We start from the raw sequence: 20,409 nt of genomic DNA, 5'->3' as shown, positions 1-20,409 counted from the left end.
AATTATTCTATTTGTAGTGTTTAATTTTAATTTTGGTGCCGTATTCACTTGACTCAATATCCCAATCTAAATTCATGCCCTTCACCATAATATCGACTATAGATAAGCCAATACCAGCGCCTTTAGCATCGGATTCATTTTTCATTCCGTTCCCGTGATCTTTTATGATAAATGCATCATAATGCTCCGTCGATTCGGTTTCAACGCCAATATATTTCCCGCTACTTGCATGGCGTAATATATTTTGAAATAAATTATCAAATATACGTCCAAGCCAAATCGGATCCACTTGCCATTCATTTTTCTCAAATGAATGTAGTTCAATATCGATTTCAAAGCCTTCCTTTTCAAATACTGAATACCATGTAGTCATTTGCTCACGTACAAAACGAATAACGTTGATTTCTTTCGCCTCAAATTTATATTTACTAGCCATCAACAGTGTATAGGACATTAAATTTTCTATTAAAGCGTCAACACTAACAATCGATGCTTCCATTGCCTTAATCGCTTGTTTTCCATCCTTTGATAATGCTTCTTTACTTATTGAATAGGATTGCGCCCGTATTTTCGTTAATGGTGTTCGTAAATCATGTGATAAATTAGCAATCAATTCACGTCTTAACTGTTCTTCCTTTTGCTCGCGATTCTTACTTTCCCTAAGCTCGCACACCATGCGATTAAAGCTATGTTCAAGCTGACCGATTTCATCCTTCTTCTTGACCTTTGTTTCAATAGGTAGGCCATCTACATCACGAAGTTCCATTGCTTCTTGAAGGTGCAACAGTCGTTTCCGAATCCCTTTGAAAAATAAAAAGGAGATGATAATGAAAAATAAAATAATCGCAATAACACCAAAAAATACAAAGGCACCATATTTTTCATAAACACTCCTAATTGGTGGTGTAAACACTTCTTTAGGAATTTCAAAAACGATAAATCCATTCGATTCATCCTCACCTAAAAAAGCAATGACAGTAAATGGATCTCCACCATAGCGTTCTTTTATAAACTTTGTTGTAAATGCTGGTGTCCATTTTGATGGAAGTTGCTCAGTCACATTCAATGTTGTAAGCAATGTACCATCCTCACCTACCCAAAACATAGATGCTTTAGGGTATTGTTTCTTCCAACTTTCAAAATGTTGAACAATTGCTTCCTCTGTCATGTTTTTTAAACTTTTAGCTTCTGCATGCCATTTTCCCTCTACTTTACTCTCAATCTCAGCTCCCTTTGAAAGATCATCTTCTCCATTTTGGGCAATCCCTAAAACAAAAAGAGGAATGACGAGATAGGCTATTTGAACAATAGATATAGCGAACAGAATGATAAACATATACTTAGCTAGTAATGAACGAAAAAATTTCATTGTTTCACCCTGTATCCAATACCACGAATGGTTTCAATAATTGTCGGCTTAGCAGGATTTATTTCTATTTTTTCTCTTAAGTATCGAATATGTACCATTAATGTTTTATCGCCTTCTATGTAGCTTTCTCCCCAGACACCTTCATAGAGCTGTTCCTTCGTTAAAATTTGATTTAAATGGCGAATAAAATACTGTAATAAATAGAATTGCTTACCCGTTAATTGAATTTCTTCATCAGTTTCCTTGTTGATAATCCGCATATCTTTCGTATAAATTTTTAAATGCTGAAGATCTAATACATCATCATTTTTTTGATATCTTCTTAGTAAAACCTCTATACGGGCTATAAGTTCATCTGGGTGGAATGGCTTCGTTAAATAATCGTCCGCGAAGTTAAGGCCTTCTATTTTATCCTCAACGGCAGTTCGTGCTGACAGCATTAAAATTGGGATCTCTTTATTTTCTCGCTTAATTCTTTTGCCAATTGAAAAGCCATCTAAGCCTGGCAGCATCACATCCAATATAGCGATATCTTTAAAAGCTATGTGCTGATCGACCTCTTCCCCAGATTCAAGCCATGTAACCTCATAGCCTCTTTCCGTTAAATCCTTTGTCACCCATTGGCCGATCTCTTTTTCGTCTTCTATGTACAATATCCGATACAATGGTAATCCTCCCAATCTAGATTTTAGAAATAAATGTTATTCTGTATTATACGATTTCATAGATTTGTACTCAATCATTGTCTGTAAAGTGAGAGAGTCATTGCATAAATCACATCTAAGGCTAGGGATATGTCGATAAAATTAAAAATTTGGGTGATAAAACTAAATAATTGGGTGATAAATTAAAAATTACGTCGATAAAACCAAATTATTTCTCGATAAAACAAGCTAACCATCAAAAAAACGTATTTGGATTCCCCAAATACGTCAATCTTTTCAGTTATTTGTAATAATCAACATATCATGATCATCAAACTGCCACATGTCCCCGTAAGCAACTTCCCAATAGTAGCCGTTCGGATCTTGGAAATAGCCACTATAACCACCCCAAAATACAGTTTCTGGCTCCTTGACGATTTCCGCTCCGGCATTTTTAGCTAATTCAAACACTTGATCAACTTCTTCTTTCGATTTTCCATTATAAGCAAGCGTAATCCCATTAAAGCCATTACCAATAGCTGGTGGATTTGCCTCGTTTATATCTTTTACTAAACGCTCAATCGGAAACAGTGAGATTTTTGTCCCTCCATTATTAAAGAAAATAACATCTGGGTTTGTTTCCTTGCCATACACAACCACTTCAAATCCCAGACCCTCTCTATAAAACCTAAGAGACTCGATCATATCCTTTACACCCAATGTAATTAAATTTAAACGATTCATCCTACTCTCTCCTTTATAAAAGATTCAATTACTTATTCTATCTTAAGCATTGAATCCCCTTCTAGCTTCTTGCAATCCTCATGTTGCTTCTGTCCATGTACTCTTTGTATAAGCCATTTTCAATCCACAACGCTCCATATTGTTTTGACTAATAGATGCAAATTTGGCGTGCCCTATCATTACACTACAATTTTGTTTGAGGGATTCGTTGATACGAAACTGTATTAACGCTTGGTGAATTCCTTGATTACGGGCAATTTGTTTCACGGCAAAGGCAGCTAAAACGGCCGTCCCATTATATACATATAAAGAACCAACACCAACGTCCTCACCCTGAAGAGAAGCAATATAAAACGACCAGCCAGGCTTGTCATGCAACACCTGATTATTTGTCGCAACACTTTCTGCTAAAAATGCTGGCATACCAAAACCTTCAACATAGATATTTCCGTAACGATCAAATCCGTCTTCATCGATTTGCCTTATTTTAATGCACGAATTCTTTGTTTTCCCTACCATCTCTTCATTTAGCTCACAATATAATGTTGCATGAAAATCACTCTGAAAAAAACCAGCATTATGTAAGTTTTTTAGCGAAGTAGTGTTTACATATTGAGGGGCTAAATCAAAACGGGCTGGGATTTCCCTTGCTTTATAAAAGCTAAGTATTTTATCTATCGTATCCTCTGAACTAAAGCTATCACCCTTTACCACATTGTATGAGGGACCGGGGATATTTTTAATGAAAAAAGCATAGGCACCATCAAATTGACCAACCTCTACTCCCATAGCATTGTTCTGAATTTCCTTTATTGCATTCAGCCTCGACTCAAACATCTTGATTTCCGTCATTTCAAAGTGATCTGCCAAGTTTTTCGTTATTACCACCCCTTATTCACCACCCTATAATTTTTACTTTTCTACCACTAATTGTAATCCACCCAGGTGACCGAACTACGTAAACTATAAAAATTTCTTCCTGTGAATCATTGATATTTCACAAAAGTAACCTCCACGTTTCTATGAAACTAAAAAGTGCGTACTTTTTTTCGCAATGGAACGAAAGCATAATAAAAAAGCACAAAGCAACAACGAAAATTGGAGGACAGAAAAATGATCAATCATTTACAAGATACAATCACATTAAATAATGGCTTACAAATGCCAGGAATGGGGTTAGGCGTATTCAAAGTAGAGAATGATGCTACAGCAGAAATAGTGAAAAATGCGATTGAGGTCGGTTACCGTAGCATCGATACTGCCGCTATTTATGGCAATGAAGCAGGGGTTGGTGAAGGTATTAGGCAGGCACTAACAACTACTGATTTACAGCGTGAGGATTTATTTATTACATCCAAAGTATGGAACGATGACTTGAGCTATGAAGCGACAATTGCAGCATACGAGGAAAGCTTAGAAAAATTAGGGCTAGATTATTTAGACCTCTACCTTATTCATTGGCCAGGTAAAAATAAATATCAAGAAGCTTGGAAGGCACTCGAAGATTTATACGAGCAAGGGAAAATTAAAGCAATTGGCGTATGTAATTTCCATACGTCACATTTACAGGATCTTCTTAAAATAGCACGTATCACACCTGTTATTAACCAAGTGGAATTCCATCCACATTTACAACAAGCTGAGCTACGTTCATTTTGCGAAGCGCACAATATACAAATGGAAGCTTGGGCACCGTTAATGCAAGGTGGGCTTCTTGATCACGAAACTATTTCAACAATAGCTGAAAAATACGGGAAATCAAATGCTCAAGTTATTTTACGCTGGGATATTCAAAACGGTATCATCACAATTCCAAAATCTGTGCGTAAAGAACGTATGATTCAAAACGCTGATATTTTTGATTTCACCCTAACTGAAGAAGAGATGGCGATCATTAACGCTATGAATCTGGAACAACGTGTTGGCCCAAATCCAGATGACTTTGACTTTGCTCTATAAACGGAAAAAAGAGACTGTCTAATTTTCTTCTCAGACAGTCTCTTTCCAATCTATTTAAGATGTATGCATCATCGCGATATCCTCATCACGTTGCATTAACAGTACATCTTCACCTTTATCTTGTAGCTTTTCGATATGTTTTTCACCCCAAGTGCAAAGGACGTTCAACACAGGGTCCATCTCTTGACCATAAGGTGTTAGCGAATATTCAACTTTTGGCGGTACTTGATTGAAAACCTTGCGATTAATTAAACCAGACTGCTCTAATTCACGCAATTGGCTCGTTAGCATTTTTTGCGAGATGCCTGGAATCAATCGGCGGAATTCATTCGTACGAATCTTACCATGGTGGTTAAGATGACAAAGAATAATAGGTTTCCATTTGCCCCCAATGACTTCAAGAGTGGCTTCAACACCAATATTATAAACTTTTTTCATTGTAAACCTCCTGAAATATTCAAAAGTAACTAAAAGTACTCTATACAACTTTTAGGCATGTATGAATATTACAATACACTATACAAAAAATCAAAGGAGATAGTAATAGAATGAAAGAAACAAAAGTTCCGAATGCTAAACTAACATTACTCGCACTTGCAATCAGTGCTTTTGGCATTGGCTCAACAGAATTTATCAGCGTCGGACTCCTCCCATTAATAACAGAAGATTTTGGTATAACGTTAAGTACTGCGGGTTTAACCGTATCCATATATGCACTAGGCGTAACTATTGGTGCACCGCTTTTGACAGCATGTACATCAAGCTTTAGTCGGAAAAATGTGTTACTGCTCGTCATGGTACTTTTTATTATTGGTAATTTACTCACAGCTCTAGCACCCTTATTCTCATTACTAATAATCGGCCGTGTTATTTCAGCATTAGCACATGGCGTGTTTATGTCTATTGCCTCTGTTATCGCTGCAGATGTTGTGGAACCTAATAAACGAGCAAGTGCAATAGCTTTTATGTTCACAGGGTTAACATTAGCAACTGTCACAGGCGTCCCGCTAGGAACTTTTATTGGACAAGTAACTGACTGGCGAATGTCGTTCTTTTTCATTGTTGTTATTGGTATTATCGGATTAATTAGTAATGCCCTGCTTGTACCTAGTCAATTATCTAAAGGAAATCCAATATCTATTCGAGATATCGGGAAAATCTTAGGGAATATAAGAATGCTACTAATTCTCTTTATTACCTCAATTGGATATGGTGGCGCATTCGTAGTATATACGTATATTTCCCCTATTTTAGAGAAGTATATGGGCTACTCACCGAAAGCAATTGTCGTGATCTTAATCGGATACGGTATTTGTGTTGCAATCGGTAATACATTAGGTGGTCATTTTGCGAATAATAACCCTTTACGTTCTATCTTTATTATCTTTATCGGCTTAGCACTGGCTGTACTCGGCATTGGCTTCTTTTTGGAGTCATCAATCATGGGATTATTAATGGTCCTTATGATGGGTCTATTTATGTTTATGAATGTACCGGGATTACAGCTTTATGCCGTTCAGCTTTCAGAAAAATATATACCATCAGCTATTTCAATGGCTTCCGCATTAAACATTTCGGCCTTTAACATTGGCATTTTTATAGGGTCATACATTGGAGGATTCATCATTCGCCACCAATCATTAGCACATACACCTATATACGGATTCGGCTTAGTGATGCTTGCAGCAGCTACTACATTCCTATGGTTAATCTTTGATAGAAACAAACAATAGTCCCCTTGCTTATAGGATCAAAAAACAATGAAAAGGACATATTTGTCAATGTTATAGCACTTTAAATGAGGATAATTTCCGTTCTAAGCTACTTCGCTTTCGCTCAAAAAATCTGTGGCTAATGTTTTTTTATCACTATAAATTAAAGTGCCATGCCAGAAGATACATGTTGATTGGAGTGGAGGCTGGGCGACTCCTCGGGGATCAGCGATGACGGAAATCAATCCCTCCTTTTGCAGAGACTTGAGTACCTTTTCGCTCAGGCTTTTCAAAGCATTTGCCATTAACACCTAAAGTCTTTGTTGTACATAAGATAATGTATCAACTATAGGATAGGAGGAAATTTAGTTGTATTACAATCCTTATCCGTATTTTGTCTATCCTAATTATTATCCGGCATGGGTAATGGCAAATCAACCAACTACTCAACAACCTTCTAGACATCTAGCAATGCCTGACCCAACGAATAGAAGTCCATTTCCATCCATCAATACAGTGAAATTAAAGACTTCCGCGAAACGAGTCAAGATTATTATGCAGCAAGCACAATTACTTACGGATAAAATTGATGAATCAGAGCAATTTGCACATGATCTTATGAACGCAGCGCAACTATCAAATAAAACAGAAGTTGAAAAATTAATTACGTCAACGGGCGTTACGATAAAATTCGAAACTACCTATACGCCAGATGGCATTCGTATAATATTTACTGATAGCGGCTGTTGTAAGCTTACATTAGCTTTGAGTTGGTGAAGAGTTGGCCCTTTGAAGAGGGCCTCTTTTTGCTTTTCGCATGCTTTTGGAGGTTTTGAAGTGTTGAAATTTTTTAACCTCGTATCCCTATTGAACTTGTAACCTATAAATATGCTAAATTATTTGTAAACTTTATTTCTGAAAATTTTTATATCGTATTTTCTTATCAAGAGAGACGGAGGGATTGGCCCTATGAAGTCTCAGCAACCAGCCTATAGGTATGGTGCTAATTCCAAATGGCATAATTTAGCCTTGAAGATGAGAAGACTTACTGCATTTGCTTTGCACAAGAGTCCTCTTCTACAAGGAGGACTCTTTTTTATTTGCTCTTTAACGTGAATGATACGCAAAGAATCGCACCCAAAATATGCACAGAAAGCAGGGAAATAGTATGGCAAACGAACTTTTACAAGCAATAAAATTATTGAAATCAAAAGAATGGGTTGATTTAACACATACATTCGGTCCAAACTCTCCTCATTTCTTTATGTTTGATGATGCAAAATTTGAAACATTATTTTCACATGATGATGGATTCTTTGCACAACAATTCTCTTTCCCTGGACAATACGGAACACATATCGACCCACCTATCCATTTCGTGCAAGAAACACGCTATTTAGAGGAATTGGAGCTAAAAGAACTAGTACTCCCACTAATCGTTATTGATAAATCGAAGGAAGCTGAAATTAACAACGACTACACGTTAAGCGTTCAAGATATTCTTAACTTTGAAGCTGAATATGGAGAAATTGAAGAAGGTACCTTTGTTGCGCTGCGTACAGATTGGAGTAAACGTTGGCCAGATAAAGAGGCTTTCAGCAATAAAGATACCGATGGCAATAATCATATTCCTGGCTGGGGATTAGAAGCTTTGCAATTTTTATTCAACGAACGAAAAGTAAGTGCAATCGGCCACGAAACTTTTGATACGGATTCAGCAACAGATTTTCGTAAAAACGGTAAGTTAGACGGCGAATATTTTGTGCTTGACCAAGATACTTATCAAATTGAGCTTATGACAAATTTGGATAAGCTACCTCCAAAAGGCGCCGTTATATTCAATATTGTGCCGAAGCCTGAAAAAGCATCTGGATTCCCTGTTCGTTCATTTGCTATATTGCCTTAATATAGCAACAGGTCTGATTCAATAAATATTGAACCAGACCTTTCTTAATCATTTATATTAGTGGGATTCCTTTTTTTAAAAACAACATAAACGATCAGCATAATTATTATAAACAATACTATAAGATAAATGCTGTAACGGGATAAATATGCCTCAACATAATGCCATTTCTCACCTAGTACATTACCTAAAGTAATAAACGTAAATGTCCATATAACTGCTCCCGTATACGCAAAGAAAGCAAATTTTTTATAAGGATAATTATTAATAGCGGCAATATATGCTGTAAGATGGCGCACACCAGGAATAAAATATCCTATTAATAATAATCCCGGCCCTATTTTTGCAAATAACTCTTTAGTAAAATCAATTTTCTGCTCAGTAATATGAATTTTCGAACCGTATTTTTGCAATAAAGGTAGCCCGAATCTATAGCCTATATAGTAGCTCAAAGTAATTCCTCCTACCGCACCTACGATAGCGCTGATTAAAGCAGGAATATGTGCAAGCGTTTCTCGATAAACGCTATACCCTACATATGTCAAAAATAATTCATCAGGAAGTGGCAGCCCGACAATCCCCCCAATTAGGACAAGAATGATGCCAAAATATCCATAATGTTCAATAAGAGATTGCACATGCTGCGCCATAAATCCATCCCACCTAAAGCATAATAATTTTTATAGTTAGCTTTATCATAACTCAATGGAGACAACATTATGAGTGTTATGAATTCAATACAGTTTTTTCCATTAAATGATTCCTAGCTCACGAAGAGCATAATCAATACCATCTTCAGTTGATTTCTTTGTTACAAAATTAGCGATATTTTTTAATGCTTCACTACCGTTACCCATTGCAATACCGAAGCCGACCTGCTCTAGCATATCGATATCATTATCTCCATCCCCAAAAGCAAGTGCTTCATCAGGACTCAAGTCGAAATATTCTAGTACAGCTTGAACAGCAATAGACTTAGAAACATCATGCTGCAAAACATTTGTTATGTTAGGATGCCACCTTTTAAATAATAAATGAGGAAATGTGGAGGTATACTTTTTCTCAACATCCTCATCACCATATAAACACATTAAATACACTTCTTTCGTTCCAATATCTTCATTGATAACGGGAAACTCTCGCAAAGATAATGTTTCTTTCATAGCTTTTAATGTCTCTTCTTCTTGAACGTTATTCATTGATAATGTTTCTGTAAAAAACGATAGACTTTGTTTATTTTCATCAGCAAAAGCCTTCACTACTTGGACTACTTCTTTGGCAATCGGTATTTTATGTATGACTTGATCTTGGTGCTTAACATATGCACCATTAGCTGTAATAAACGTCTCTATTCCTACATTCCTTAAATCCTGGCACATTGATAAAGGTCTTCCTGTAGCAGCTACAATATGAATTCCTTTATCCTTTAATTGTTGAATAGCGGTCCTTGTACGTTCTTGCATACGACCATCTTCATAATTAACAAGCGTTCCATCTACATCAAAGAATACAATTTTATAATCCATCGTTTGCTCCTTTTCATTTTACATATTAGATGTAAATCTAGCAGAGGAATAACACCAAAGCATGGGGGATGATTTCCGTTCGGCAGGGCGCTTTGCTGCTGCCGCTACGCTTTCGCACAGAGTAGAGCTTCCTGGGGGCGTCCGATGAGCCGCTTCGTAGCTGCCCAAGGATTTGCCCAGCCGGAACGAAGATTACCCTATAAATGTCATCCACAATTTTGATGATGAATCTAATTTAAAGACACTCATTTCCACTACAGGCGAGCGTTAATTGGCTCCTCTTTACCGTCAATCATAATCCTATATTCCCTATCCAGCATACTTGTAATTTTACGTTAATAATTGAGAGGAAGCATCTTTATTCCAAAACACAATATAGGTATTTTAACCTGCACAAACGACTTTATAATAAAAAAATAAGTAGTTATTTATTTAAACATTTGTACGTATTTCGACAAACTAAAACGAACATGTAAATTACTTCAGCAACACCGATAAATACTATTACGGGTACGTATCGGTATTTCAAATAACTAAAAAAGCATTGAACATTTTTATTTTAATAATTCTAAAGGAGTATACCAAAGAACATAGAATTGTTAAAATAAGAGAAACTAAATTAAATATATTGAACGACATTGCCCTTCATATAAATAGAACAAAAGAAATATATTCACATCCCTCTTACTACCATCAGAGGTAGGAGTCTTCTACATAAAATTATTTGGGTGGAAAGGAGTTGATTCTTATGGCATTTAATATTTATTACTATGAAAGTAGTGTGGATTGTAAGTTTTGCAAAAAGCATTTTACTACATATAAAGTTCGCCCTAATCGATATAAAATTATCGAGGAACAAACAGACTTCATGCCAGTTTATGAAGGTTTAAACCCGTTATTGTATGAGGTTGCCGTTTGTCCGCATTGTGGCTACGCTTATCACAAAACTATGACAAGAACGTATGGACCTTTCATGCTTCTTATAGATGAGCTGTACATTAAAGAGCTACAAAAACCAATGGATATTTGCAAGGAACGTACGATTGATGATGCCATTGTAAGCCTTAAATTAGCCTATCTTGTATCAAGAGCATCAATGGAAGAGTCACTTCTTATGGCCAATTTCGCACTAAAAATAGCCTGGCTATATCGCTTAAAAAATGATCATGAATCGGAAATGCGCTACCTCTTTGCAGCAAGAGACTTTTACAGTAAATCTTTTGCATCCAATCAAGAGGGCGGAGAGAGAATTCAATATTTACATGCAGAATTAAGCCTTCGACTTGGAGATATTGCTGAGGCGAAAAAAGGATTCTCTCGATTAATTGCAGATCGACATGTTTCCAATAAATATCGAAAACTAGCACGAAATCGTTGGGAAAACTATAAATACGACGATCAACCTAACAACGTAAATGACAATATAGGAGAAGTCATCAATTAATGTAAACGGGGAGAGTAATAAATATGTTGCTATTTACTAATAGGATTGATGTGAGAGAAGAAGATATTTTTTCGGAATTGCATCATTTTTTACTAAGAAAAAATAATCGCTATTTAACGAACGATGAGGTAGTTGCAGTGACTGGGGTTTCATCAGACCTACTCTATAAATGGGTAAAAGCAGGAAAGTTAAAAAAATCGATTTTCCCTAATTTAGGGGCGCCTTGTGAACGCTGTGGACAAATTACTCAGGCAAAAATCTGTGTTAGTTGCTCATCAACAATCGTTAGTACATTAAAACAAGAGGAAAAGGATCGTGCATGGTTCAATCAAATACAACGGAATCATCCTAGAGCTAGCACGTATCACTATAAATAAAATTACATCTCTACAGTGTACTTACACTTTGGAGATGTTTTTTTACTGTCTTCGCTCAAATAACTTTAATAATGGCTCATCACCCTAACGTGTGGTTGATTTCCGTTCCGGCTGGGCGCTTTGTCGCTGACGCCCCGAGGAGTCGGCCAGCCGGAACGAAGATCAACTAATATAAAATGTTTTTTTAAAAATTTCACCCACTACTTTTGGTGATGAACCTTAATCATGTAATTAGACCAAATTTAAACAAAATTTAAACAAACTCCCCTTTTACTTTAAACTTCACTATCTATAATTAGCCTTAACATATAACGAAGGACTGATAGAGAGTGACAAAAGGTAAGAAACGTAAGGTTTTATTATCATTAAGTATCGCGCTAACAAGTTTTGTAGCGTTCAACGGAGTTTCAAATGCATCGGCAGCAGTTCCGGTGATAGAAGAACGCGTAGCTTTCGAAAATAAATTAGAAGTTAAGGTAGCTCGCACATCTAATGAAACACTTCAAGAGTGGAAAAAGTGGACAAACGACCATGCTTACAGTTTAACGTCCATTCAGCCTGAAGCTATTATTCAACAAAACATTCCATCTAATAAATTTGAAGATTTAGAGATGCTAAAGCCTTTACTCCATGATAAGCGCATCGTTTTTTTAGGGGAAAGTTCACATGGCGCAGCAGAATTTAACCTAGCAAAAACACGTTTAATTCAATTTTTACACCAAGAAATGGGCTACAATGTCCTAGCCTTCGAAAGTGGTATGGGGAATGCCATGAATGCTCAGGGGCAAATCGACAAACAAACAGCGAAACAAACGATGAAGGATTCTATTTTTGGTGTATGGTGGACAAAAGAAACACTACCGTTATTTGAATATGCTAAAAAAACACAGAAAACAGATAAACCTTTAAAATTAGCAGGCTTTGATATTCAACAGCAAAATGCATTTACGAACGGTGACTGGCTACAAAATAGTCAGCTTGCGAAACAGTTCAGTGAAGTAGAGAAGCAACTTGCTGATTGGAGCTTCGGTAAGGATTTAAAAGGCTACCAAGAGGCGAAACCTAGCATTATCGACGTGTATAAACAAGTAAAATCACAAGTACAGCTTAAAGAAAAAGAGTTACAAGCAGCTTATCCTAGCGAGCCACATATTGTAAAACTTATGGAACGTACTTTGGCTGACCGTATCCGTTTAGCAGACGAATATGTAGAACTATCAATTCAATCAAATATTGATCTAGAAAAATATAACCCTGAGTCTTTTTATAAGACAATGGAATGGCGTGACCAAGCAATGATGGAAAACCTACTTTGGTTGGCAGAGGAGATTTATCCGACTGAAAAGTTTATCGTCTGGGCGCATAATGACCATATTCGTAAAGCACAATCCGAAGTAATGGGTTCTCCTTACCCGGTAAAGTTAATGGGTGAGCGTCTACCAGATATCTACAAGAAATATAGCTATGTACTTGGCCTTTATATGGCTAGTGGCGAAACAGCAAACAATATGGGTGAACCTATGACCGTTTTACCTCCTATAAAGGGATCGGTCGAGGATATTCTTTCGTCATCAAATAAACCGTACACATTTATCGACATGCGAAACCGTCAAAATGAGCGAGGAAACTCATGGATGTTTGAACCACGTTTATCGTATAGCTGGGGAATGATTCAGGAAAGTCTTGTTCCGCGAGATCAATATGATGGCCTTCTTCTGATTGATAAGGTAAGTAAGCCTAATTATATTAAATAATATTGTTAAAATAGCAAACTAGCTCAACCTACTAGTTTGCTATTTTTCTTTATGTTTAAGTATCCATTGAAATTGTATCCCAGTCTTCATTGCGATGCCCTATTATCCAGAACAAGCCCCTACGTCTTTCCATAACGATACTTTCATTCATCCCCGCAGGAGCTGGTCGTTCTTGTATACGACTATCTACACAAGCCCAATGATATCTGTAAATTTTGTCGGCTTCATCTAAAATCTCTTCCTGACTACGCATGACAGCTTGAAGATAAAGTTGTTCAAACGTTTCACAGTTAGAAACAACTTGAATGGCATACTCGCAATCGCATACTTCATCAGGAAAATCGAGTTCTTCAACAAAGCCAAGTGCCCAAATAAGTGCCCAATAAGCCTCGTATTGCCATGAAATATTAATGGCTTTTTGCACATCTGGTTCTGAAGCTTGTAAAAAGTCTCTTTCATTTTCAGTTAGATAGTTTTCCACTTTATATGTGCGTAACATATTGATGAAAAAGTCTCGCGATTCTTCCACATTTCCGCCTTGTGCCACATCACAAGCAAATTGAATGACAATTAACAGAGCTACTGCTCTTCTAGCAATGTCTTCTTTGGTTTTAAACTGACAAGCCTCTATTGCTGGGAGTTGAGGAAGGGAAGCTGTATATGGAATAGCTTTTTCTTTTAAATAGGCTATTGTTTTATTTTTTCTTTGCTCGCCTTCTTCTGATGTCACCTCTTGTCCCATAACCTTGCGTGTACACGCATGGGGTCTGAAATTGGACGGTCCTGATTGCCCGTCAGGATAAACAATAACCGCTCCTTCATCGTCTAACAAAGTGCCATTCGGTAAAAAGCCAATCCCCCCTATTTTTGATAGCAGTTCCGTAAATAACAGCATCTGGTCTTCATGTATCTCTTTTTCTGATTCAATCGCAATCACTGTATTTAAAACGGCTATTTGAGTCAACACTAATTCTTTTAAATGATCATCTTCAAAAGGAATGTTATCGTAAAACCCCATCATCCCAGGAATATTATTAACGAAGTAGTTTGGATTCGTATCTTCAGACATGACTCTAATGATTAATTTATGTTTTTTAAACAGCGCCTTAGACTTTAATAAATACTCGTTTTCATTTTTACCAATGGCAAAACCTTTTGCAAAAACATCTGAAATTTTAAACTCAATATCATCAATGTTGTTCTTAGATGCAAATATTGTAAAATAGTTCATTCTTCTCTCCCCTTTTATTCACCAACTATTTTTTGTACCTAAATTACATACTACGGATCAACAACCCTTTTTAATTTCTATCATAATTTTCGTTACATAATCCTCTTCACGATTTTTAATAACGGCGTCATAAATATATTCCTCATATACGTATTGCCCTAGTTCAAAGCCCTTTTCCCGCATGACCTTAAATAATCGCTCATATGATTCACCCAATGTAGTGGACGTTCCTACATGGTATCCAACAATAAAATCCCCTTCAATCGCTTCGAAATAAGGATGGCCTTCTCGTGGATGCGGCTGCTCTATATACAAGTAACTATAGTTATCATAGTTTCCGGCTAATATTTGCTCTCTTCTTGTAATTCCTCCAATAGGATAGCCTGTGTCTAATTGCGAGCGATCTAATTCATCTATAAAGTCTGAAACAGCCTTCGTAAACTGTTCTTCCGTCGAATCCTCAATATTCTTGCTTAAATACAACGTTGCCTCTGGCAGATGTTCAATCGTAATGCTATCAAAATCAAGGTGTAAAGCCTCTTTTGTTAAATCAATTTTGACATCAATAATGCTTTCAATCATCTCCAGCTCCCGGCGTTTTTTCGCTACAATTTCCTTTTGCTGATACATCAAGTCTAAAAAATTTTCAGGTGATTTTTCGGCCATATATTTTTGAATATCTTTTAAAGACATGCCGACCGCCTTTAATAGCTCGATCACACTAAAAAATTCATATTGTGCAACAGAATAATAACGGTAGTCTTTACTATCTTTCATAATTGGTGATAATAAACCAATTTGGTCGTAGTAAATTAACGTTTGTTTATTAACCTTGCATATTTTAGCAAACTCACCAGTTGTAAAATATTTTACATTTTTATTAAACATTTTTAAAATCCCCTCCTTGACTATATAGTAACTATATACATTAGATTGTAGCTATTCACAATTAATTATGCCAGTGCATAATTGAGTCCGGGATCGGTTTGTGCTTGCATAAAGATCCCTTTCCGATTTCCGTGACATCTGCTGAAAGAAATTAAAAATAGAAAGGTTTTGAAATTATGTTCACGGAAATTCGTGACATTACAGCTTTAAACAAAGAGGAAGTATTAGCACTACGCATTGCTGATAATCAGCAAGATTTTATTGAAAGTACAGAACAATGCTTAGCAGAGGCAAAAGAAGATAAACGCTTTATCCCTGTAGGATTGTATAAGGAAGATCATGCAATCGGCTTCGCTATGTATGGCATGTTCCCACAAACAGACAATTCACAACGTGTTTGGTTAGATCGCTATTTCATTGATGAGCGCTACCAGCACAAAGGATTGGGAAAATACTTTTTACAGCAGCTTATTCAATATTTAGTAGCTAAATACAGCTGTCAAAATATATATTTAAGCGTTTATGACAACAATACAGTAGCTATTCAATTATATAAAAAGTTTGGCTTCGTCTTTAACGGTGAGCTAGATACTAAAGGTGAAAAGGTGATGGTAAAGGAGGTATATGCTCATGACTACCATTAATCCAATTGAAACAAGGCCGCTCAGGCCCTTGTTTTTATCATATTTATTCCCAGCTATGATTGGTATGTTGCTGATGTCAGTCAATATTTTAGTAGATGGTATTTTCGTTAGTCATGGAGTTGGACCAGCCGCTTTAGCAGGAGTAAATATCGCCGTACCAATTTTCTCGATTTTACTATCCATTTCCCTTTGGATTGGTATGGGTGGAGCAACACTATTTTCAATTTCCCTCGGTGAAGGCAATAAAAAACGAGCACATCAGCTCTTTACATTAGCATTTACAACAATGATCGTTGTCGTCATGACACTGATTCTAATCCTTTTATTAAATTTAAAGGAAATCTCCTATATATTTGGGGCAAGTGACGCCACCTTCCCTTATGTTCAAGAGTATCTACATGTTATTTTGATTTTCGGTGTGTTCTATACAATTGAAAACTTATTAAGTATTTTTATTCGAAATGATGGCAATCCAAAGCTTGCGATGATGGGCTTAATCACTACTTCTGTGTTAAACATTATTTTAAACTACATCTTTATTTTCGTACTCAATTACGGCGTAACTGGCTGTGCCCTAGCTACAGCAATCTCCACAATAATCGGTATGTCGGTTCTATGCCTACACTTCTTCCGCAAGCAATCCGAATTAAAATTTGTTCGTACATTTTTCAGCACATCTGATTTAAAGAAAATATTCGCTATTGGTCTACCAAGCTTTATCGTTGAAGCCTCCGTCGCTGTAATGGTTATTTTATACAATGTTACATTTTTACATTATTTAGGCTCAGACGGCGTTACTGCTTATGCAATGGTTAACTATATTCATACTGTACTTTTAACAGTATTCCTTGGCATCGGTATGGCCTTACAGCCACTAGTTAGTTATCACCACGGTGCGAGGTTGATTGACCGATTAACAGCATTATTGAAAATAGGTATTGCCACTGCATTTATTGTAGGTTTAACGACTGTCATTATTGCTATGTTATTCCCTTCCCAGCTAATTGCATTATTTGGTGATAGCACATTTGACATTCGCAATATGGCTACACAAGGCTTTATACATTTTGCAATTGGGTATGCATTCCTTGGAGTGAACATGGTATTTGCGGAATTCTTCCAGTCAATTGAAAAAATACGTCTTGCAACAACCATCATGTTACTTCGCAGTATTCTATTATTTATCCCTGCTCTCGTACTATTGCCTAAATTCTTTGGCCCACAAGCTATTTGGTGGACGTTCCCTGTCGCAGAAGGTATTACCGCATTGCTAATTTTTATATTTATGAAGAAAAAAACGCATACAATTTTTTCAGTAACAAGTTCTTAAATGCACAATAAAAGAAGTTAACCCTCTTTCAATTGAAAGGGGGTTAGCTGTTTTTTATTGTTTTCCTAAATAAAAGAATTAACTATCTACAAGGCATTTGAAGGCCATGATTGTTCCTCCATCAACCGCTAGCAGAATACCGCCAAACCATTGACCTATTCTAATAGCTCTTATTTAATTCCATATATTCATCACGTAAAATACTCATAATAATTTCATCTGAATACTTACCGTTCATATATAAGGATTGCCTTAAAGCTCCTTCCTTTTTGAAGCCTACCTTTTCGTACGATTTTATTGCCCGAATATTATGGGAGTATACTTGTAACTCTAAGCGATTAAGCTGAAGCTCCTCGAACGAAAATTTTTGAACAAGCTGAACCGCTTCAGCCCCATATCCCTTGCCACAATCCTCTATCCTATGTAAAGCTATGCGAAATATTGCCTTTTTATTGTCTAAGTCTATTTCCATAATAGCTAAATCACCAATAACTCGGCTATTTTCTACTAAGCAAATAGCAAAATCACGGCGTGTAGAATCTTCGCTAAATCGACTCAAAGCCTCTCTAATTTGATCCTTCGTTAAAATGTTACGTATACCTGTCATATACATAATTTCTTCATCTTGAAAACACTCATAGATACTATCTACATCTTCTTCAGTAATTGGTCTTAAAAATACACTTTGCCCTGTAATCATAAATCAACCTCCCCCTTTAACTATATTGAACAAGATTTCTAGCGGAAAGAATATGCCTAGTTCGATTAAGAAACGTACTAGACATACAAAAAGCACTAACATATCAGGTGCTAGTGCTTCAATAAATTACTTTGTATATATAATTTTTTTAATCGTTTCTACAGCTAAATGATATTCCTTAGATAATTGTTCAATAGAAGCTCCATTTGTAAACGCTTCTTTTATAGACTTATTCCTATTCTCAATATATTTCTTTGAGCCTGAACGAGCACCCCACTCTAAATACGTGTTTTCTATTTTAGGAATATAAATCGTTTCACCTTGAACATATTTTTGGATTTCTACTAAAAGTTCTTTCGGTAATATAGCTGAAGCCTTCTTATAAGCCAATTATGCCAACCCCTCATTTATTTTGAAATGAATAAAATAAGGTAGCAAAGCTAATTTTATAAGAAATACTTCAGGGCAAATATTGAAATTCACCCCATGCAAAGTATTGCCCTATCAAAATTAGGCTTTGCATGGGCTGCTTCCGTATCTAGGAACTTAACATAATTACTCACATCTACCCCCCCTAAATTGTGTCATTGTTCATTTTATCATATGTATATATTTTCAATTAATAAAACAAAAAGGAATCAGATACACTGATTCCTTTTCCGAAACTTTATTCAATTTATTGGTCCACTTGTGTTTCCATTATTTTTTGCCGTTCATCCTCCGAGGACGTAACTCCTAGAATATCGAGAAGGAACATGAATAATGGAATACCGATAATTAATCCCCATACACCAAGGAAATGCTCTGAGAAGAGGATGACGATGAATGTATAGAAAATTGGAAGATTTGTCTTGGCAGACATCAGCTTTGGATTTAAGAAGTATGCCTCCATAGCATGTAGTACCATAACGATCACCAAAATATAAACAATGTACATTGGTCCACCGATACTATATGCAATTATAGTGAGAGGAATCAAGGACATGATAACCCCTGCAACTGGCACTAATCCTAGTATAAAGAGCATAATTCCCAGTGCAATTAAATGCGGGAAGCCCATAATGTATAAAGCAATAACAGATAAAACACAGTTAACAGCGGCAATAATGAACTGCGCCTCAATAACTTTACCGAAAGAACGAATGAAGATCTTCGAGAAATAATGTAGTTCATCGTACAGGTAGCTCATTTTACTATCTTTAAATTTCGCTGTAAAATCTATAATCCGCTTCTTCTCAAGTAAAATAAACAAGCTTAAAATTAGTGCGATGAATATGTGCAAAATAATTTTACCAATATTCGTGAGATTTTTTAGTGTGAGGTCTACACCCTGCTCTAAATATTTACCTAGTTCAATCTTCTCGAAGGTTGGAGCTAAATACCTTGCAATCTCGTTATCATCTGGATCGAGACTAAAGCTAGCAATGAGGTCAAAGAGCTGTGTAATTTGTTGGGTTACGACAGGCAAATACTTGTAGATAATTGCAACAATACCTGCGACAAGTAAAAGATAAAGGGTAACTGTCACAGCCTTTTCGTTCATTGGTGTGTATTTTCTAATCTTTTTTGTTGTCTTCGTAGTCAGTTGATTCATCAAGTAAGTAATAATGAACGTGAGAAGAATAAGATTGATCATACTTCGCATCAAATATAGTGCAATAGCGATCCCAACAAGAATTATAAAACGTTTAAATCCGTGGCTTCGAAAGAAATTACTCATGTATTCACTCCTTCTACAAAACGGCTTCGCTGCCTTTACTGCCTGGGTTTCGCTATCAAATGAACATAAGCAATTAATAAATTGATGTAAAACATTACGTATCATTCTTATGTATATGCCCCCTTCTTTGGATTATTATTCCCATCATCACTTAGAAAAAGACTTACTGCATGCTGCTTTATAAGTCTTATAAGAAATAACTAAATCCATGGAGCGAAAAGAATTATATGTCTTATCAAATTGTAAATTAATGACCATACTTTTGTACTTTATTGAAAGCTGTATCAGCGTTATAAGCCTTAATTCTATTATTCTATTATAACCCTTTGAACACCATCATAGCCAATGTAACTTCTTTTATGAAGGGAATCAATTATGCTCTGGCATAATAGCATTCATTCCTATTAATCAAGAACAGATTTTAGTATTGCTCCTTAGTTTCAGTATGATATTCTTATTAA

Annotated in this window: 21 protein-coding genes and 1 riboswitch; of the genes, 9 read left to right on the top strand and 12 right to left on the bottom strand. The window is 36.1% G+C overall.

From position 1 onward, the window contains the following. Positions 1-7: 7 nt before the first annotated feature. The 4 genes from ACQKN4_RS08555 to ACQKN4_RS08540 all read right to left on the bottom strand — a co-directional run bounded on the left by ACQKN4_RS08555 (position 8) and on the right by ACQKN4_RS08540 (position 3,645). On the bottom strand, positions 8-1,369 hold the full coding sequence (locus tag ACQKN4_RS08555; protein ID WP_427483337.1) for a sensor histidine kinase: 1,362 nt from the start codon (positions 1,367-1,369) through the stop codon (positions 8-10). Continuing rightward, entirely contained in the window at positions 1,366-2,034 is a 669-nt protein-coding gene (locus tag ACQKN4_RS08550; RefSeq protein WP_079562160.1) for a response regulator transcription factor, read from the bottom strand. Before ACQKN4_RS08550 ends, ACQKN4_RS08555 begins: the two co-directional genes overlap by 4 nt. A 276-nt stretch (positions 2,035-2,310) precedes the next feature. Then, positions 2,311-2,757: a VOC family protein gene (locus ACQKN4_RS08545; protein ID WP_427483334.1), complete on the bottom strand. Its 447-nt coding sequence runs from the start codon at positions 2,755-2,757 to the stop codon at positions 2,311-2,313. A 78-nt stretch (positions 2,758-2,835) separates the two neighbouring features. Beyond that, positions 2,836-3,645, bottom strand: coding sequence for a GNAT family N-acetyltransferase (locus ACQKN4_RS08540; protein WP_079562158.1), 810 nt, complete (start codon positions 3,643-3,645; stop codon positions 2,836-2,838). 225 nt (positions 3,646-3,870) lie between these two features. On the opposite strand from ACQKN4_RS08540, the gene ACQKN4_RS08535 reads away from it, so the two are divergent. Further along, on the top strand, positions 3,871-4,716 hold the full coding sequence (locus ACQKN4_RS08535; RefSeq protein ID WP_079562157.1) for an aldo/keto reductase: 846 nt from the start codon (positions 3,871-3,873) through the stop codon (positions 4,714-4,716). A 54-nt stretch (positions 4,717-4,770) separates the two neighbouring features. Here ACQKN4_RS08535 and ACQKN4_RS08530 read toward each other — a convergent pair whose 3' ends face one another. Continuing rightward, positions 4,771-5,154, bottom strand: coding sequence for a winged helix-turn-helix transcriptional regulator (locus tag ACQKN4_RS08530; RefSeq protein WP_079562156.1), 384 nt, complete (start codon positions 5,152-5,154; stop codon positions 4,771-4,773). Between the two features lie 110 nt (positions 5,155-5,264). On the opposite strand from ACQKN4_RS08530, the gene ACQKN4_RS08525 reads away from it, so the two are divergent. From ACQKN4_RS08525 to ACQKN4_RS08515, 3 genes are all read left to right on the top strand, one after another. Further along, on the top strand, positions 5,265-6,449 hold the full coding sequence (locus ACQKN4_RS08525) for an MFS transporter (protein WP_079562155.1): 1,185 nt from the start codon (positions 5,265-5,267) through the stop codon (positions 6,447-6,449). A gap of 348 nt (positions 6,450-6,797) precedes the next feature. After that, positions 6,798-7,205, top strand: coding sequence for a hypothetical protein (locus ACQKN4_RS08520; RefSeq protein ID WP_079562153.1), 408 nt, complete (start codon positions 6,798-6,800; stop codon positions 7,203-7,205). A 160-nt stretch (positions 7,206-7,365) separates the two neighbouring features. Beyond that, positions 7,366-7,470: riboswitch (SAM riboswitch) on the top strand. Positions 7,471-7,596: 126 nt separating this feature from the next. Continuing rightward, positions 7,597-8,334, top strand: coding sequence for a cyclase family protein (locus ACQKN4_RS08515; protein ID WP_427483331.1), 738 nt, complete (start codon positions 7,597-7,599; stop codon positions 8,332-8,334). A gap of 44 nt (positions 8,335-8,378) precedes the next feature. Here ACQKN4_RS08515 and ACQKN4_RS08510 read toward each other — a convergent pair whose 3' ends face one another. Further along, the gene (locus tag ACQKN4_RS08510; protein WP_427483328.1) at positions 8,379-8,984 is read right to left on the bottom strand and encodes a DedA family protein; all 606 of its coding nucleotides are present in this window, start codon (positions 8,982-8,984) and stop codon (positions 8,379-8,381) included. Positions 8,985-9,086: 102 nt separating this feature from the next. Then, positions 9,087-9,860, bottom strand: a complete 774-nt coding sequence (locus tag ACQKN4_RS08505) for a Cof-type HAD-IIB family hydrolase (RefSeq protein ID WP_079562150.1) — start codon at positions 9,858-9,860, stop codon at positions 9,087-9,089. A 748-nt stretch (positions 9,861-10,608) separates the two neighbouring features. On the opposite strand from ACQKN4_RS08505, the gene ACQKN4_RS08500 reads away from it, so the two are divergent. The 3 genes from ACQKN4_RS08500 (at position 10,609) to ACQKN4_RS08490 (ending at position 13,435) form a co-directional block, all read left to right on the top strand. Beyond that, positions 10,609-11,304, top strand: coding sequence for a DUF2225 domain-containing protein (locus ACQKN4_RS08500; RefSeq protein ID WP_079562149.1), 696 nt, complete (start codon positions 10,609-10,611; stop codon positions 11,302-11,304). A gap of 23 nt (positions 11,305-11,327) precedes the next feature. Then, positions 11,328-11,681: a hypothetical protein gene (locus ACQKN4_RS08495; protein ID WP_079562148.1), complete on the top strand. Its 354-nt coding sequence runs from the start codon at positions 11,328-11,330 to the stop codon at positions 11,679-11,681. A 329-nt stretch (positions 11,682-12,010) separates the two neighbouring features. Further along, positions 12,011-13,435, top strand: coding sequence for an erythromycin esterase family protein (locus tag ACQKN4_RS08490; RefSeq protein ID WP_427483326.1), 1,425 nt, complete (start codon positions 12,011-12,013; stop codon positions 13,433-13,435). Between the two features lie 55 nt (positions 13,436-13,490). On the opposite strand, the gene ACQKN4_RS08485 is transcribed toward ACQKN4_RS08490, so the two are convergent. Next, positions 13,491-14,666: a DUF4272 domain-containing protein gene (locus ACQKN4_RS08485; RefSeq protein WP_427483324.1), complete on the bottom strand. Its 1,176-nt coding sequence runs from the start codon at positions 14,664-14,666 to the stop codon at positions 13,491-13,493. 57 nt (positions 14,667-14,723) lie between these two features. Then, positions 14,724-15,554, bottom strand: a complete 831-nt coding sequence (locus ACQKN4_RS08480; RefSeq protein ID WP_079562145.1) for a MerR family transcriptional regulator — start codon at positions 15,552-15,554, stop codon at positions 14,724-14,726. A 176-nt stretch (positions 15,555-15,730) separates the two neighbouring features. Between ACQKN4_RS08480 and ACQKN4_RS08475 the strand changes: the two genes are divergently transcribed. Next, positions 15,731-16,198: a GNAT family N-acetyltransferase gene (locus ACQKN4_RS08475; RefSeq protein ID WP_427483322.1), complete on the top strand. Its 468-nt coding sequence runs from the start codon at positions 15,731-15,733 to the stop codon at positions 16,196-16,198. Then, complete coding sequence (locus ACQKN4_RS08470; RefSeq protein WP_427483320.1) at positions 16,185-17,528, top strand: MATE family efflux transporter; 1,344 nt, start codon at positions 16,185-16,187, stop codon at positions 17,526-17,528. Before ACQKN4_RS08475 ends, ACQKN4_RS08470 begins: the two co-directional genes overlap by 14 nt. 160 nt (positions 17,529-17,688) lie before the next feature. On the opposite strand, the gene ACQKN4_RS08465 is transcribed toward ACQKN4_RS08470, so the two are convergent. From ACQKN4_RS08465 to ACQKN4_RS08455, 3 genes are all read right to left on the bottom strand, one after another. Continuing rightward, positions 17,689-18,228 carry a GNAT family N-acetyltransferase gene (locus tag ACQKN4_RS08465; protein ID WP_427483318.1) on the bottom strand — a complete coding sequence of 180 codons (540 nt, stop codon included), beginning with the start codon at positions 18,226-18,228 and terminating at the stop codon, positions 17,689-17,691. Between the two features lie 126 nt (positions 18,229-18,354). Beyond that, positions 18,355-18,618 carry a CD3324 family protein gene (locus ACQKN4_RS08460; protein ID WP_197143907.1) on the bottom strand — a complete coding sequence of 88 codons (264 nt, stop codon included), beginning with the start codon at positions 18,616-18,618 and terminating at the stop codon, positions 18,355-18,357. Positions 18,619-18,904: 286 nt separating this feature from the next. Then, on the bottom strand, positions 18,905-19,948 hold the full coding sequence (locus ACQKN4_RS08455; RefSeq protein WP_079562228.1) for an AI-2E family transporter: 1,044 nt from the start codon (positions 19,946-19,948) through the stop codon (positions 18,905-18,907). Between the last annotated feature and the right edge of the window lie 461 nt (positions 19,949-20,409).

The sequence above is a fragment of the Lysinibacillus sp. NPDC093692 genome (assembly GCF_050280125.1).
Taxonomy (GTDB): Bacteria; Bacillota; Bacilli; order Bacillales_A; family Planococcaceae; genus Lysinibacillus.
Note: the sequence above shows the minus strand (reverse complement) of the source record. Positions and strands in the feature narration are given on the sequence as shown.

Excerpts from the sequence above, each read along its gene's own strand:
- ACQKN4_RS08555 (WP_427483337.1), bottom strand. The coding sequence starts at position 1,369 with ATGAAATTTTTTCGTTCATTACTAGCTAAGTATATGTTTATCATTCTG.
- ACQKN4_RS08545 (WP_427483334.1), bottom strand. The coding sequence starts at position 2,757 with ATGAATCGTTTAAATTTAATTACATTGGGTGTAAAGGATATGATCGAG.
- ACQKN4_RS08535 (WP_079562157.1), top strand. The coding sequence starts at position 3,871 with ATGATCAATCATTTACAAGATACAATCACATTAAATAATGGCTTACAA.
- ACQKN4_RS08530 (WP_079562156.1), bottom strand. The coding sequence starts at position 5,154 with ATGAAAAAAGTTTATAATATTGGTGTTGAAGCCACTCTTGAAGTCATT.
- ACQKN4_RS08525 (WP_079562155.1), top strand. The coding sequence starts at position 5,265 with ATGAAAGAAACAAAAGTTCCGAATGCTAAACTAACATTACTCGCACTT.
- ACQKN4_RS08515 (WP_427483331.1), top strand. The coding sequence starts at position 7,597 with ATGGCAAACGAACTTTTACAAGCAATAAAATTATTGAAATCAAAAGAA.
- ACQKN4_RS08510 (WP_427483328.1), bottom strand. The coding sequence starts at position 8,984 with ATGGCGCAGCATGTGCAATCTCTTATTGAACATTATGGATATTTTGGC.
- ACQKN4_RS08505 (WP_079562150.1), bottom strand. The coding sequence starts at position 9,860 with ATGGATTATAAAATTGTATTCTTTGATGTAGATGGAACGCTTGTTAAT.
- ACQKN4_RS08500 (WP_079562149.1), top strand. The coding sequence starts at position 10,609 with ATGGCATTTAATATTTATTACTATGAAAGTAGTGTGGATTGTAAGTTT.
- ACQKN4_RS08495 (WP_079562148.1), top strand. The coding sequence starts at position 11,328 with ATGTTGCTATTTACTAATAGGATTGATGTGAGAGAAGAAGATATTTTT.
- ACQKN4_RS08485 (WP_427483324.1), bottom strand. The coding sequence starts at position 14,666 with ATGAACTATTTTACAATATTTGCATCTAAGAACAACATTGATGATATT.
- ACQKN4_RS08480 (WP_079562145.1), bottom strand. The coding sequence starts at position 15,554 with ATGTTTAATAAAAATGTAAAATATTTTACAACTGGTGAGTTTGCTAAA.
- ACQKN4_RS08475 (WP_427483322.1), top strand. The coding sequence starts at position 15,731 with ATGTTCACGGAAATTCGTGACATTACAGCTTTAAACAAAGAGGAAGTA.
- ACQKN4_RS08470 (WP_427483320.1), top strand. The coding sequence starts at position 16,185 with ATGACTACCATTAATCCAATTGAAACAAGGCCGCTCAGGCCCTTGTTT.
- ACQKN4_RS08465 (WP_427483318.1), bottom strand. The coding sequence starts at position 18,228 with ATGATTACAGGGCAAAGTGTATTTTTAAGACCAATTACTGAAGAAGAT.
- ACQKN4_RS08455 (WP_079562228.1), bottom strand. The coding sequence starts at position 19,948 with ATGAGTAATTTCTTTCGAAGCCACGGATTTAAACGTTTTATAATTCTT.